This is a genomic window from Okeania sp. (genome assembly GCF_035285525.1).
Classification (GTDB): domain Bacteria; phylum Cyanobacteriota; class Cyanobacteriia; order Cyanobacteriales; family Microcoleaceae; genus Trichodesmium.
In genome coordinates, this window is record NZ_JAYKGW010000188.1 from 1 (window position 1) to 15,423 (window position 15,423).

6 protein-coding genes are annotated in these 15,423 nt (G+C 35.5%); 4 read left to right on the forward strand and 2 right to left on the reverse strand.

Going from position 1 to position 15,423, the window contains the following annotated elements; genetic code table 11:
* Window positions 1–828 precede the first annotated feature (828 nt).
* Complete coding sequence (gene bchD / locus VKJ25_RS18535; protein WP_324238121.1) at window positions 829–2,847, forward strand: magnesium chelatase ATPase subunit D; 2,019 nt, start codon at window positions 829–831, stop codon at window positions 2,845–2,847.
* A gap of 788 nt (window positions 2,848–3,635) precedes the next feature.
* Here the strand turns inward: bchD and VKJ25_RS18540 are convergent.
* Window positions 3,636–8,024, reverse strand: a complete 4,389-nt coding sequence (locus VKJ25_RS18540) for a calcium-binding protein (RefSeq protein WP_324238122.1) — start codon at window positions 8,022–8,024, stop codon at window positions 3,636–3,638.
* Between the two features lie 1,082 nt (window positions 8,025–9,106).
* Between VKJ25_RS18540 and VKJ25_RS18545 the strand changes: the two genes are divergently transcribed.
* Window positions 9,107–9,991, forward strand: coding sequence for a UTP--glucose-1-phosphate uridylyltransferase (locus VKJ25_RS18545; RefSeq protein WP_324238123.1), 885 nt, complete (start codon window positions 9,107–9,109; stop codon window positions 9,989–9,991).
* A 293-nt stretch (window positions 9,992–10,284) separates the two neighbouring features.
* Window positions 10,285–11,202: an ion channel gene (locus VKJ25_RS18550; protein WP_324238124.1), complete on the forward strand. Its 918-nt coding sequence runs from the start codon at window positions 10,285–10,287 to the stop codon at window positions 11,200–11,202.
* A gap of 402 nt (window positions 11,203–11,604) precedes the next feature.
* Here the strand turns inward: VKJ25_RS18550 and VKJ25_RS18555 are convergent, their stop codons facing one another.
* A complete protein-coding gene (locus tag VKJ25_RS18555) occupies window positions 11,605–13,470 on the reverse strand; it encodes a bifunctional serine/threonine-protein kinase/formylglycine-generating enzyme family protein (RefSeq protein WP_324238125.1) in 1,866 nt (621 codons plus the stop codon).
* A 402-nt stretch (window positions 13,471–13,872) separates the two neighbouring features.
* Between VKJ25_RS18555 and VKJ25_RS18560 the strand changes: the two genes are divergently transcribed.
* On the forward strand, window positions 13,873–15,405 hold the full coding sequence (locus VKJ25_RS18560; RefSeq protein WP_324238126.1) for an IS1/IS1595 family N-terminal zinc-binding domain-containing protein: 1,533 nt from the start codon (window positions 13,873–13,875) through the stop codon (window positions 15,403–15,405).
* The last annotated feature ends 18 nt before the right edge of the window (window positions 15,406–15,423 follow it).

Below are 15,423 nucleotides of genomic sequence, written 5' to 3' on the forward strand. Positions count from 1 at the left end.
AAAAAAAAGCCCTCTAGCCAAAATTGACCAAGGGACTATAACTATCAGGGTGCATCTACTAAAATTAGTATAGCTTAAACTAGGGGGTAAAACCCCTCACTTAGTTATATTTATTAATTATAAAAAATATAATTTTTAATTATATAAATCCGCTAGCTACGGTTCCCGAAAAATTGGAGAATAAGGTTCTAGCATCAGAAAAGAGGGAAAACTCCTAGTTTGCAGAAGGTACGGTTCCCGAAAAATTGGAGACCAAACCCCTACAGGGAGTGAATCATACCGATAGTATAGGTAAAACTACTTAAGGAATCACCAAAAAATGTGTTTTTTCATACATTTTTCTCCCGATTGATCGGGAACCGTAAAAGGCGAACCCAGACTTATTCATAACTTGTCAATTTTGTCAAATTTTATGTTAAGTAAAGATGTGAGTCATTTCAGTTGTCAGTTAAGACTTTGATGTTTAATCAGCAAATCCTGAATAAGAAAAGTCCCTTGAACCAAAATTGGCTAAGGGACTGTAACTATCAGGGTGCATCTACTGAACTTAGTATAAACAAAAACAAGGGGTTCTACCCCTTGATTAAATATCGCCATTAATTATGTTGCAAATAAATAAAACTTATTAATTTGGATATTACCAAATTGATTAATTAAAAGACTAAAAATGAAGATTTTAATGATGATAATGTGTAGCTTTATTTTAAAGATAGATAGAAAATTAAGAATTTAGAATTAAGAATTTAGAATTTAGAATTAAGAATTAAGAATTAAGAATTAAAAAATTGAATAATTCTAAATTTGGACAAATTAAATTTTATTAAAACTATGCCCGTTCTTAACCCTCCCACCATCATCAACTTTCCTCTAGCTGCCGTAGTTGGACAAGAAGCCATAAAAATGGCCTTATTATTAGCAGCCGTCGATCCAGGATTAGGAGGAGTCGCCATTGCTGGCCGTCGTGGGACTGCCAAATCTGTGATGGCAAGAGCTATACATTCCCTTTTACCTCCTATTGAAATTGTCAAAGGTTCTATTAGTAACTGTAATCCCAATTATCCAGAAGAATGGGATGAACAACTTTTAGAAGAGTATCCCAACGCCACAACAGGAGAAATACCGACAGAAGTTATACCCGCTCCTTTTATTCAAGTTCCTCTAGGAGTCACAGAAGATAGGTTATTGGGTTCGGTGGATGTAGAAAAATCGGTCAAAGAGGGAGAAACGGTTTTTCAACCAGGACTATTAGCTGCTGCTCACCGAGGGGTATTATATGTAGATGAAATTAATTTGCTGGATGATAATATCGCGAATCTATTACTGACGGTTTTGACAGAAGGGAGAAATCAGATAGAGCGGGAGGGTATCAGTTTTGAACATCCTTGTCAACCCCTATTTATTGCTACCTATAATCCTGAAGAGGGGCCGTTACGAGAACATTTGCTGGATAGAATAGCGATCGCTCTTTCCGCAGATATGATTTTAGGTTTAGATCAACGGGTAGAAGCAGTAGAACAAGCTTTAGCTTATGCTAGTTCTCCTCAAGCTTTTCTGGAAAGGTACACGGAAGATATAGATAATTTGAAAACTCAGATTTTGTTGGCGAGGGAATGGGTAAAAGATGTGGTTATTACCCAGGAACAAATACTTTATTTAGTAGAAGAAGCGGTTCGCGGAGGAGTGCAAGGACATCGGGCAGAACTTTTTGCAGTGCGAGTTGCTAGGGCATCCGCAGCATTAGACGGACGCACAACTGTGAATGCTGATGACTTGCGTCGAGCAGTAGAGTTAGTTATTGTACCGCGAGCAACGATAGTGCCAACTCCTCCTGAAGAAGAACAACAACCACCTCCACCGCCTCCACCTCCAGAAAATCAGTCCGAACAGGAACAGGATGAGGAAGAGGAAGAAGAGGAAAACCCCGAACCTCCAGAGGAAGAAGAGGCAAGTATTCCCGAAGAATTTTTGTTCGATCCAGAGGGAGTGGTTTTAGATGATAGTGTGTTGTCTTTTGCGCAAACGGCAAACCGTCAAGGTAAGTCTGGTAGTAGGAGTATGATTTTTTCTGAAGATCGGGGACGTTATGTGAAACCAATGTTGCCTAAAGGTAAGGTGCGACGTATTGCGGTGGATGCGACTTTGCGTGCTGCTGCTCCTTATCAAAAGTCGAGAAGAGAACGTCAACCAAACCGTCAAGTTATTGTGGAACAAGGTGATATGCGAGCAAAACGGTTGGCAAGAAAGGCGGGTGCTTTGGTGGTATTTGTGGTTGATGCTTCTGGTTCGATGGCGTTGAATAGAATGCAGTCGGCAAAAGGGGCGGTGATGCAGTTGTTGACGGAGGCGTATCAGAGTCGAGACCAAGTTTCGTTGATTCCGTTTCGGGGAGAACAGGCTGAGGTTTTGTTACCGCCGACTCGTTCCATAACTGCTGCCCGACGACGTTTGGAAAAAATGCCTTGTGGTGGGGGTTCGCCTTTAGCACATGGTTTGACTCAAGCGGTGAGAGTTGGTGTGAATGCGAAACAGTCTGGTGATGTGGGACAGGTGGTTATTGTGGCTATTACTGATGGGCGGGGGAATGTTCCCTTGGCGCGTTCTTTGGGGGAACCGATGTTGGATGATGAGAAACCGAATATTAAGGAGGAGTTATTGGAAATAGCTGCAAAAATTCGGGGTTTGGGGATTCAGTTATTGATGATAGATACGGAGAATAAGTTTGTTTCCACTGGGTTTGCGAAAGAGTTGGCGAAACAGTCGGGGGGTAAGTATTATCATTTACCGAAAGCGACAGATCAAGCGATCGCTGCTATGACTCAGAATGCTTTGAAGGATGCTATTGGGTAACTTCAGTTATCAGTTATCAGTTATCAGCAGATAGTATATGAACAGGACTTACGCAAAGCGACCAAGAAACCGGGTTTAACCCTAGTGATATTGTTGCTCAAACCAGGAAATTTTGTTGATAAACCCTCCTACTTAGGGTTTGCTGAAAAAGTTTCTTAGTGAAGAAAGGGAACACTTAACTGGGAACAGTTTAGACTATCTGCTACGGCCAAATTTTCTGATTTTTAGTCAGGACTTACGCAGATACCACATATATAGTTTCAAAAACTATAACGTTATAGTTTTTAAACTCCACATATAGTAACTTTGCGTAAATCCTGTTTTAGTGTCAAAACTTTACCATTTTCAGATCACAACAGCCAAAAACTAGCTACTTTTTCCGTACTTACAAAAGGCTAAAACTTTTATCTTTAAAGACTTTTAGATTTCCATACGCAAACCCTAATTATCTTGACTATCCGTTTTGCCTTGAGAACTCCATTAGACATCTCCAAAAATGAAAAATCAAATCAATTCTTATCCATAAATTATCAATTATTCAGGACTTACGGAAAGGTACTATATATGGAGTTAAAAAACTATTGTGCAATAGTTTTAAGCACTATATCTAGCGTCGTTGCGTAAGTCCTGTTATTTCTTCCTGTTCCCAGTTAAGCGTTCCCTCTTTTCTGGAGATGTCTATTGTATGTAGAGGCGAATAGCCATTAGCCCCTACAGTTTTTTGGTGATGACATGATATTCAGCTAGCTCTAAAAACTGATAGCTGAATGCTAAATACTGATAGCTAGTTAACGCAAGAAGAAATCACCAGCATCAATTTCTGCTTCGTTAGTTAAGGTAGCAAAATTAGCACCTCCACCTAAACCAGGATCGCTACCATTAGCGTTATAGAACAACTGACCATTTGTGCTGTTGTAGACAATAAACGCCCCAGAAGTTGCCACCTGTGCATTAGTGGTGACTTCCGCAAATTCTGTTGTTACACTGAATCCGTCACCTTGAACGCTCGTAAGTGCAGTGAAAGTATCTTTATCCAACAGAATAATATCTTGCCCTGGAACAAAATCAGTAATTTCGTCTCTACCCACATCTGCTGAAGTAAACTCTTTATTGGTGTTAAAAATAAAGCGGTCAATACTTGCACCACCTGTAAGTACATCGTTACCAGGACCACCATTGAGGCGATCGCGACCAGTACCACCACGGAGAGTATCGTTGCCCGTACCTCCTAAGAGATGGTCAAAACCGGAATTTCCTTCCATCAAATCGTTGCCACTCACACCAAGGATGAAGTCGTTACCAGCACCCCCCCTGAGAGTGTCATTGCCGTTATTGCCAACTAAGCGATCGTTACCGCTATTGCCGTTAATCAAGTCCTTGCCTTTACCACCTCGTAGGGTATCATTTCCACCAAGACCTTCCATGGTATCATTCCCTCCGAAACCGTTTAGGACATCTGGACCTGGACTACCGGAAAGGAAGTCGTTTGTATTTCCACCTGCGAGTACACCAACAAAGGTAAAGTTGCTAACGTTTAAGTTTATTTCTACATCGAAGGTAGCAACAATTTCTAAACTACCTTCTTGGAAGAAAGTCAGTACAGTTTGATTTTCTGCATTAACATAAGTGGCAAAAGTACCATTATTGTTAACACCGAGTTCCTGCAACCGTGTTTCTACTGCTGTGAGGGAAGCAAATTCTTGAGTCAAGTCAACGAGACCTATATTTTTGGCAACACTTGTGGTTGACTCGTTGACAGTAACCTCCTTGAAATTACCGTTCTGGAAATTCCCAAATACTCCGGTTTGGAACTGTAGGATATCTGTGGTTTCAAAGTTATTAATAGTGGCAGGTTCAACTAATGAGTCAAAGAAAATCGTGTCTATTAAACCAGTGGTAGCGGTAATTTCTGTCTCTGAACTTGTTGCAGTTATTTGAGTAAAGTTAAAGTTCTCGACAGTTAGTTCTAGTTCGGATGTAAACTGAGCAACAACTTCTACTTGACTACTATTTTGGGCAAACCCTAATACGCTACGACCTTCTTGGTTGGTATATTGAACGAATACTGGACTGTTTATGTCTAAATTGATAAGCAGTGTTTGTAGTTGTTCTATTGAGTTAATTTGTTGCTCAATAAGCAGTAGAGTTTGGTTTTGGATATCAATATTAGTGGTTGACTCAGTTACAACTAAACTACTAAAGGTTGAGTTACTGAAACCGCCGAATAGTGATGAGTTGAAGTTGAAGGAGTCTGATTCACTGAAACCAACTATTCTGCAACCAGTTTCCTCTAAAGAATTGAATTGAATTACATTTTCAATCTCAGGGTTGAGGACTATTGTATTTGGATTACCAATGACAACATTGACTTCTGATTCGGGTTCTTCTGCTTGTTCATTGACAAAGAAAAAGTTCTTGGTGGTGACGCTAGCGTTAGCTTCCAGATTAGCCAGAATATTAATTTCTGTACCTGTCCAGTAACCTACTACAGTTTGGTTAAGTTCATTCTGATATACAAGGAACCTGGAAATATCTCCAACCTGTAGAGTTTGCAACCGTACAAATAACTGCTGTTGTGTGAAAGTACCCTCAAAGGATAAGAAATTAGCAGTTCCTATTGAGGTTGCTGTTTGGGTGACAGTCAATTCTTGTAAAGTGTCATTCGTGATGCCACCAAATATTTGGGAATCACATTCAAATACATCTTCTTCGTTGTAGTTAGTAATTGTCACCCCAGTTTCTGATAATCCCTTGAATACAAACTGATCCACTACACCAACAGTAGCTGTGACTTCTGTTTGGTTGGTAATATCAACAGTGCTGGTAAACTGTAAATTGTTTTCAAAAGTGAACTCACCGATATTTGCCAGTTGTACTGCAAAATCTTGTAATACTTGAAACTCAGTACCATTGAAGAATACTAACTGAGTGCTAACTCCGATGTTAACTAATACAAGAACTGAGCGAGTGCCTACTAGATCTACCAAACGTTCTTGCAGAACTTCTAAACTAGCAAAACTTTCTGACTCAAAAATCAAGAAACTTTGTTCTACCTGTTCGCTAAAACCAGCAGTGATATTAACACTGGTGAAATTTTCTACTGTAACATCAATATCTGTGAGTATCTCAGCATCAATTTTTAGCCGATCTACTGTCACATCAAATCCATTATTTTTATCATCACCACCTATGATCAAGAAATTATCTATATCAATTTCTACATCAGTAGCAAAGTTAGCAATAATTTCAACTGAACCCCCTCGTGAAAAAGCTAAAACAGTATTGTCTGATTCATCGGTGTAAGTCAAGAAAACAGAGTTAGTTATTTCCAACTCGCTTAGTCGTGCTTCCACTTCTGCTACCGAAGCAAATATTTGGTCAATAACTAAAAGATTAGCATTTCCTACTTGTTCAGCAGTGGTAAATACTGAAACTATAGCTCTGGATAAATTTTCATTTTTTAGACCACCAAAATCTTGGGAACTGCATTTAATAATGTCTGTATTACTATCAAAATCTTCAATTGTATATCCGCCTTCAATTGTTTCCAGAATGAAAAATTCATCAGGATTATCTGTACCAGAAATAGTATTATTATCAGCAGTAATTTTGATTTCATTGAATAGGCTCAGATTAGCACTACTAAATGATTCTATATCAGATATAATTCCACCAAATTCTTGAATAGTAGTAATTCCTTCTGGAGTACCATCTGAGAATATTAAAACAGTTTGACCATCAATATTAGCAAGAACTAAAATTGGATTATTTTTCACAAAGAAATCTACTCGTTCTTGCAGCTCTGCTTCAGTATTAAATTCTTCTGTTTGGAAAACTAACAACTGAAATACTACTGTAGGAATAATATCAGTTTCTTCAGATTCTATAACAATTCTCGTTATATCATCTAAAGTAGTTATTCCTAATTGTTCAAGTATAGATACACTAATTGATACTTGCTCTATGTTACTAACTGATAATTCATTCGTGCTAATATTCAGATTTTCAATGGTAAATGATTCGAGGTTAGATACTGTTTCATACTCAGAAATAGTGTTGATTTCATCACCATCAAAAGATGCTAAAAATGTATTCTCTGCTGTACTAAATAAGAATAAAACTGTGCTGCTAAATTCAATACTTACTAACAATTGTTGCAACACCGTAATATTAGTGATTTCTTGGGGAATAATGAATAAATTAGCATCAAAATCAAGCTCTATAGTATTTTCCTCAAAGTTTATAGAACTTTCATTAATTATTGATGTTTGAAAATTTTCTAAATTAATACCTAGAGACTCCAAAGTAGATGATTCAACACTGATAACTCCTCCAGCGCTAAAATCAATTACCATATTCTGATCATTTACTTCAGGACTTTCAATTTTTACATACCGAAAATTATCAACACTTAAATCTCCTTTTTTGACTGATATCCTAGCGAGGATATCAGTTACATTACCCCGAAGGTAAGCTAATGTACCTTTTTTACCATTATCGTCTTCATCAAAAAAGAGGAGTGTTGGAAAATTTTCATTGATAGTTGCATCATCTAATAAATTTGGATCGCTTAATCGAGTCCCCACTTCATCCCGATCAACATTAGTCAATGTCACAAAATTTATCCCACCAGTGTTATTGGGGTCAAATACTTCTGCTAACAAACCAATAGTATCATCATCAACTTCTAGATCGCTAATTTCATCTACACCTTCACCAAGACCAGTATAAACAAAGATATCATCACCCGAACTACCACGGAGCTTATCACTACCAGGACCTCCAACCAAAATATCATCACCTTTCTTGCCCTCCAGGGTATCATCACCATCATCACCTAAAATCAAGTCATTTCCATCATCACCCTTGATTTTATCATCACCAGTACCACCAGAAATACTATCATTACCGTCATCCCCATCAATATCGTCATCATCTTCTTGACCAAAAATTAAGTCATTACCATCATCACCCTTGATTTTATCATCACCAGTACCACCAGAAATACTATCATCCCCATCATCCCCATCAATATCGTCATCATCTGCTCCACCATCAATGAAGTCATTACCATCTTTACCATCAAGTTTATCCTTATCTGCGAAACCACGGATAATATCATTTTCGTCTGTACCTTTAATATTATCTCTTCCGTTGGAACCAAAAAATTGAGCCATTGTTTTTTCTCCTTATTAAAATCAATGGAAATTTGAAATTTTACAAGTGGTAATTTAGGGTGCATCTTAAATTTTTAAGAAAGCAAAAAAAATGTTGCTTTTAGGGAATAGGCAATAGGTAATAGAAAAAAAGTATTTTTGCTATGAGATGCACCTGTAATTTAGTTCTTGGCAAAAAGAATTATTAGTCAAGATTAGACCAAAATTATTTGGCATATTTGTAAGCATTCCGCAGGAAATGCTTACCAAACAGCTATCAGCAGTAAAATCCTTTGGTCAAAGACGGGGTTTAAATGAATATAGACTTTAAAGTTGACTTTTGTAGTAATATTTTTTGTTTGTCAGTCAATAAAGCTTTTATCACTTAACTAAAATTAATAGCTGTTAATGGAGTTCCTCTCTAGGAAGCTAGTTGACGACTGCATGCTTACCCATATTTAATTTTATTAGGACTTAGACAAAAACGGGTTTTATAGTCTAAATTTCCTAATTTATTAAATAATAATTATGGCAATAAACGACGTTTATTGTCTAGCCTCAGAGCTTTAAATACTCTTAGATACTACTGTTTTTATCAATGACATTTTCTATAAAAATCACAATAAATATCTAGAGAATATTAGATTTATTCTTTGTGCAAACCCCTCCTAAAATTCATTTGCTTAATACTATCTTACCCACTATCTTCAAAAAGATAACTTTTCCCATAAAATTTATTTTTTCTATTATGGCCTTCCTGTGATTTAAAGTTGATAACCATTATAAATAGTGAACTTATTAAGTAATTTTTCTGATATAATCTCAATTTATTTATTAAGTAAAATCATCGCCAGACCCTTGAGAAAAATTTTTGTTCCTACTTTAAAAATTAATACAATTTAATACAATAACTTGATAATTATTAAACATTATATTATGTGGTTAAATTATTAAATTATTGACGAAGTGGATGATTAATGCTAAAATCCCATTCTCAAAAATATTTATTTTTTGTTAAAAGCAAAAAACTTTATATATTTATTGCCTAAATGAATCTTATTTCCGGGTAATTACTGATTAGTTAATCTAAAAATAAACAAAATATGAAAGAATTTACCACAAAAGTTAAAAAAGCCGTAATTCCTGTAGCAGGTTTTGGTACAAGAATGTTTCCTGCTACTAAAGTCGTGAAAAAAGAGCTATTTCCCATTATTGATAAAGATGGTAGGGCAAAACCAATAATCTTAATAATTGTGGAAGAAGCGATAAATAGCGGAATAGAAGAAGTGGGAATAGTTGTACAAAAAAATGATATTCCAGTATTTAGAGATTTTTTCCAAGTTCTCCCCAGTTATTATGAAAAACTTTCTCCAGACAAACAAGAATATTGTCAATATTTACAAAATTTAGGCAGCAAAGTTACTTTCTTAACTCAATCTGAACAAGTTGGTTATGGTCATGCAGTTTTTTGTGCTAAAGATTGGGTAGGAGATCAACCTTTTTTACTCTTATTAGGAGACCATATTTATGCTTCCGAGGTGAAACAATCTTGTACAAATCAAATTTTACAAATATATGCACAAACGAATCAAAATGTAATTGGGGTGAGAATTATTTCCGGAACAGAAACACATCATTATGGTTGTATTGGTGGAAATTTAGTTGCCGATGGTTTAATTAATATTGATGCTATCTATGAAAAACCATATCTAAATTTTGCCAGAGAAAAACTTCATGTTGCCGGAATGAAAGAAGATGAATTTTTGGCAGTATTTGGCATATATGTCTTAACCGCCAAAATATTTGATTATTTAGAAGAAAATATTAAACAAAATGCTAGAGAAAAAGGAGAATTTCAATTGACATCTTGTTTAGATAAATTGCAAAAAACAGAAGGAATGACTACATATTTAGTCAAAGGAAAATGTTTTGATACAGGAATGCCAGATGTGTATTGGCAAACAATGATTGATTATAAATTTCATTAACTTGATGGAGGCGATCGTAGATTTCCAAAAAACTTAAATCTGGCTCATAGTTGTTAATTTATTATTATAGCAGTCGAAGCAAAGGAGGCCGACATTTATAAATCTTGTTTGCGGAGCATTTCCCTATTTCCCTATACGAAAAACCCTTTGATAGTCTGCTGTTCCCTATTCCCTGTTAAGTGTTCCCTGTTCCCTGGTGCGTAGCGCCATATATTATTTTCAGTTTAACAAAGTAGATTTTAGCAGAAATTTCCACAATTAACTTTTGTTATCTAAAGGAGCAGTTATTAGTAATGAAAATAAGTAGAAAAAAAATTAAAAAAGCAGTTGTTAGAAAAATTGGTTCAATAGACTTTAAAATTATCGGCATTCCTAATTTTCACTGGAGTGATTTTTACCATTGGTTAATGAAAATATCTTGGCTACAACTATGGGTAATAATTATTAGTTTTTATGTTTTAATTAACACTCTATTTACATTTCTATATTTAGGAAGTAATGGCGGGATTGCTAATGCTAAACCAGGTTCTTTTATTGATGCTTTTTCTTTTAGTGTACAAACTATGGCAACTATTGGCTATGGTGCTATGTACCCCACAAATGTTTATACTCATATATTAGTAGCTATAGAAGTTTTTATTGGCTTAATAGGAGTGGCAATGATTACAGGTTTAATGTTTGCTCGTTTCTCATTGCCAACAGCACGAGTGCTTTTTAGTAAAGTAGCAGTTATTTGTCCTTACAATGGCGTACCTACTCTCATATTTCGTATTGCTAACCAACGTCATAATTGGATAGTTGAAGCTCAAATTAGAGTAACTGTATTACTTTCTCAAGAGGTTACTTCAGAAGGACATTCTATGCGACGATTTTGCGATTTAAAATTAGTTCGTTCTGAAACACCGATGCTAACTCTTACCTGGTCAGTAATGCACCAAATTGATGAAAATAGTCCTCTATATGGTTGGTCTGAAGATGATTTTCAAAATGTAAATAATCAGGGTATTCAATTTTTTGTCACCCTTACCGGGTTAGATGAAACTGTTTCTCAAACTATTCATACTCGTCATGTTTATAGATTAAATGATATTATTTGGGATCACTATTTTGTAGATGTGATGTCTACAGGAATTGATGGTCAAAACTACTTTAATTACTCACATTTTCATGATGTTGTGCCGTTGTCAACCAGGCAAGACCACCATACCTAGAGTCTAGGTGATGGGGTGATGGGGTGATAGGGTGATAGGGTGATGGGGTGATGGGGTGATGGGGTGATGGGGAGGTAGGGAGTAATTTTTTTGCCCAACTATGGCGCTGCGCTGCCGCGCAACAGGCAACACCTCATTTGGCAATAGGGAGAATAAATTGCCGATAATATAAAACTATGAGCTGCTGGAACACCTCCTGCAATTTGTAAATATTAAGTGCGCACATTGCTATCTGCGCCCAAAATGCCCTCCTTTTTCAACCTTTTTGACCTAAAAGCTGACACTTTTGCCAGACTGAAAATTCATAAAAGCATTGATAGACAAAGCTTTCATATTTTTTCAGCCAGCCCTAATTACACCGATACTACCGGACTTGATATAACTATTCAACCAGATATGATATTAATCAGTGGCAGAAGACGAAATAATCCGGAAACCCCTACTGTCGTCGCAACTATCGGCAACATCGTCACCACGCCAGGCACACCGACAAATGCCAGAATTGATCACCCAGCAACCACCACGGAGAACTCTACTACCACTATCTCCTCCAGTTTCCCAAGCGCTTCCGTCAGTAGGCGCTTCGTTATAATTATCGTGCCAAATATCCTGACACCATTCCCAGACATTCCCGTGCATATCGTATAAACCAAAAGCATTGGGTGGAAAAGTTCCTACATCAGTTGTTTCTTCTCTATATTTTCCTTTAGGAGCATTGCCATAAGGAGAGTTACCGTCATAGTTAACCAAATCAGGTGTTATAGTTTCTCCAAAATAAAATGGTGTTCTTGTTCCTGCACGACAAGCATATTCCCACTGACTTTCACTAGGCAATTTCCAAGTTTTTCCTGTTTTCAGGGATAGCTCTCTACAAAATTCTATAGCATTATACCAATTCACACTTTCTACTGGGCGCTTTCCTCCTTTACCTTTAAAAGAAGAAGGATTTTTTCCCATAATAACTTGATATTGTTCTTGAGTAATAGGGTATTTACTCATATAAAAAGGTTGAAGAGTTACTTGATGTTGCGGACTTTCACTGTTATCTCTTTCTTTCTCATTTTTTGGTGAACCCATTAGAAAACTTCCTCCAGGAATATAAACCATTTCTAACTTAATACCATTACCTAAATCTTCTATTTTTTGCCTAGCACTTCCCAAAGTAACCTTAGTAATATAGCCTGATTTATTGACAGTAATAACTTCAAAAGTAAAGAGTTCTCCTTTCTCTAATTCTTCTGTTGGTGATTGACATATTGTTAGTGGAAAAGTATATTTTTTTTGTCGTTGAGCAGTAGACTGAATAATTGATAGTTGAGATATTTCTGGCGAAAAAGTAGGTTTTGGTAGTGTAAAATTAGGTGTTTGTGGTTGAAAATTAGGTTCAATAAGAGACAAAATTTCTCCTGCATTTTTAAACCTTTTTTTAGTTGCTCCAACAATCATTTTATCCAATATTTCTCCAACTTCATCACTTATATCAGACCTTAAATAATTTCGCCAAACCCAATCATTTTCGCTCACATCAAATAAATTAAAAGGTTCCACACCAGTTAATAAATTAATACAAGTCACACCCAAACTATAAATATCGCTAGCAAAAGTTGCTTTTCCTATTGCTTGTTCTGGTGCAACATATCCGACAGAACCTATAACAGTTCCCATTCTTGCTAAAGCAGTCATAGTCGCATATTTAGCTGCCCCGAAATCTACTAATACCATATCTCCCCCCTTTTCCAGGGCATCAGGGGAGGATTTCCTAATAATATTTTCTGGTTTAATATCTCGATGAATTACCTGCTGAGAATGAATAAATTCTAACACAGGCAACAAACTTTTTAACAACTCTAAAATTTGACTTTCATCAAAAGCTCCTGACTCTTCTAACTCTTGTTGTAAATTTTGCCCGTCGATAAATTCTTGTACTAAATACTGTCGATTATCCTGAGTAAAATATGCGAAAAGTTCAGGAATTTGTGAATGTTTACCTAAACTATCCAAACGTTCAGCTTCTTGAGCAAATAATTCCGCTGCTTTTTCTAAAGTGTTAGTTCCTTGTGCTTGAGGAAAAAATTGTTTAATTACACAAAAAGGCTTTGAGGGTTTATCTTCATCTACTGCTTGAAAAGTTATGCCAAAACCACCTTGACCGATAATTTTCAAAGGGCAATAACGTTCTCTTAAAATTAATTTTTCACCACAACTTTGACAGAATTTTGTTTCTAGTGGGTTGGATTTTAAACAGTTAGGATTTAAACATTGAGCCATTTGAGTTATGAGTTATTAGTTATTAGCTATTAGTATAGTAGGTTGGGTTGAGTAACGAAACCAAACAATAAACAATAATATAGCAATCCTAAATAGGTTGTAACAAATCAAAAAGTAAATAAAAAACTGATTTATCGAAAACCGTAACTCCCACCTGTTCCTAGTTAAGCGTTCCCTTTTCTCTAAAAGCTTTTGAATTTTGTACATAAATAAAATAGGATTGCTATAGTACAATAACAATTTATGTTGAGTTTCACTTCGTTTTACCCAACCTACATTGACTTTTGAAATTCTTTCAATAATCAAGGATAAACTTGACCTTGGTTTGTTTTGCCAGTCCACTTATTGATAAACCCGGTTTTTGCGTAAGTCTTGATAATATTCCTTATCCCTTCTTTATTTATGAAATGTCCCACTTGTAATTCTACGTCTTTACGCAAAAATGGTCGTCCTCACAATCGTCAACGCTATCTTTGCAAAGATTGTGGTCGGCAGTTTATGGAAAAATTTTCTACTTCAGAAATAGGGCAAAAAATTTCTCTTAATCAATCTCATATAAAAACTTTAGCTGAAGCACCCAAAACTGGAATTGCCATTTTATTACTAGATGTTGAAAATCTGAAAATTGATATTAATACGGAAAAGTTTTTAGCTAGTATTTCTGAATATTCTTTACAAATTAAAATTGCTTTTGGTAACTGGAAAAGTTCTAGTTTGAGTAAACATGATATAGAACTTTTTGAGCGTGGATATCAACTTATTCATGTTCCTGAAGGTAAGAATAGTGCTGATGCTCAAATGATGTCTATGGGGGCAGCTATTGGTAGACAATATTCTGATGCTAAAGCTGTTTTTGTTTGTTCTTCGGATTGGTTATTAACTCATCTTTGTAATAGTTTGCAAAATCAAGGTTTGACTGTTTATCGAGTGAGAAGAGAATCACATAATATTCTGAGCGTAGAAAATCGAAATAGTTTGGAAGTGAGGCATTATTCCCTAAAAATGGCAACAGAAATTCCTCCATTAGAAGATTTTGTGGAGCAAATTCAAAAGTTATTGCAAGAGGAAAATGAGTCAATTAGTCAGCACCAGTCTGAATTATCTATTATTTCTAGTTTATTGGAGAAACGATATGAAATTTCTGTAGATAAAAAATCTCAACAAAGTTTACCCAAGATAGTTCCTGAAGAAGTGGATATTTTACCAGTTCAAAATATTACTACAGAATTGGTTGAAAATGAGGAATATATTTATTCAAAAGAAGTGGAGATTTGGGAAACTCAAAATATTAGTACAGAATTTATTGAAAATGAGGAATATATTCAATCAGAAACTGTTTATTTACCTCAAATTAATTCTCCACCAGAATTGGAGCAAGAATTGATGAAAATTATCTCTAATATTCCAGTCAAGAAGAATAAAATTTTTGTGGATTTGAAGTTAGTTGATGAAAAATTTCTAGAAATATTTGGCGAAGATATTGATGAGGTATTAAAGAGTTTCAACCTTAGCAATACCCTGGAGAAATTTGTCAAAGTCTCTTCTAAATTTAGAGTGAAAAAAAAACCAAAATCTAAACAATATCAGGTAGCACTTGCTCAAAATATACAGGTTGTAAGTTCACAAATAACTAACTCTTCAGAAACATTTGAAAATATACAGACTGTAAATTCACAAATAATTCGTTCTCCAAAAGAATTGGAAAAAGCTTTGGTAAATATTATTAAAGTTTTAGCTGCTTACGATCCTTCTGGGTACATTTGCATTTCTATTATTGGCATAGAGTTTCATAAACAATATAATTATTCTATTAATACAATAATGAAACAGTTAAAATTAACAGGTAAATTTCTCAATTTTTTAAAGTCTTCTCATGCCTTTAATTTGAAAAAAGTTGGTAATAAATATAAAGTAGCGATCGCTGATCGGGAGTAGGGGAGTAGGGGAGTAGGG

Excerpts from the sequence above, each read along its gene's own strand:
- bchD (WP_324238121.1), top strand. The coding sequence starts at position 829 with ATGCCCGTTCTTAACCCTCCCACCATCATCAACTTTCCTCTAGCTGCC.
- VKJ25_RS18540 (WP_324238122.1), bottom strand. The coding sequence starts at position 8,024 with ATGGCTCAATTTTTTGGTTCCAACGGAAGAGATAATATTAAAGGTACA.
- VKJ25_RS18545 (WP_324238123.1), top strand. The coding sequence starts at position 9,107 with ATGAAAGAATTTACCACAAAAGTTAAAAAAGCCGTAATTCCTGTAGCA.
- VKJ25_RS18550 (WP_324238124.1), top strand. The coding sequence starts at position 10,285 with ATGAAAATAAGTAGAAAAAAAATTAAAAAAGCAGTTGTTAGAAAAATT.
- VKJ25_RS18555 (WP_324238125.1), bottom strand. The coding sequence starts at position 13,470 with ATGGCTCAATGTTTAAATCCTAACTGTTTAAAATCCAACCCACTAGAA.
- VKJ25_RS18560 (WP_324238126.1), top strand. The coding sequence starts at position 13,873 with ATGAAATGTCCCACTTGTAATTCTACGTCTTTACGCAAAAATGGTCGT.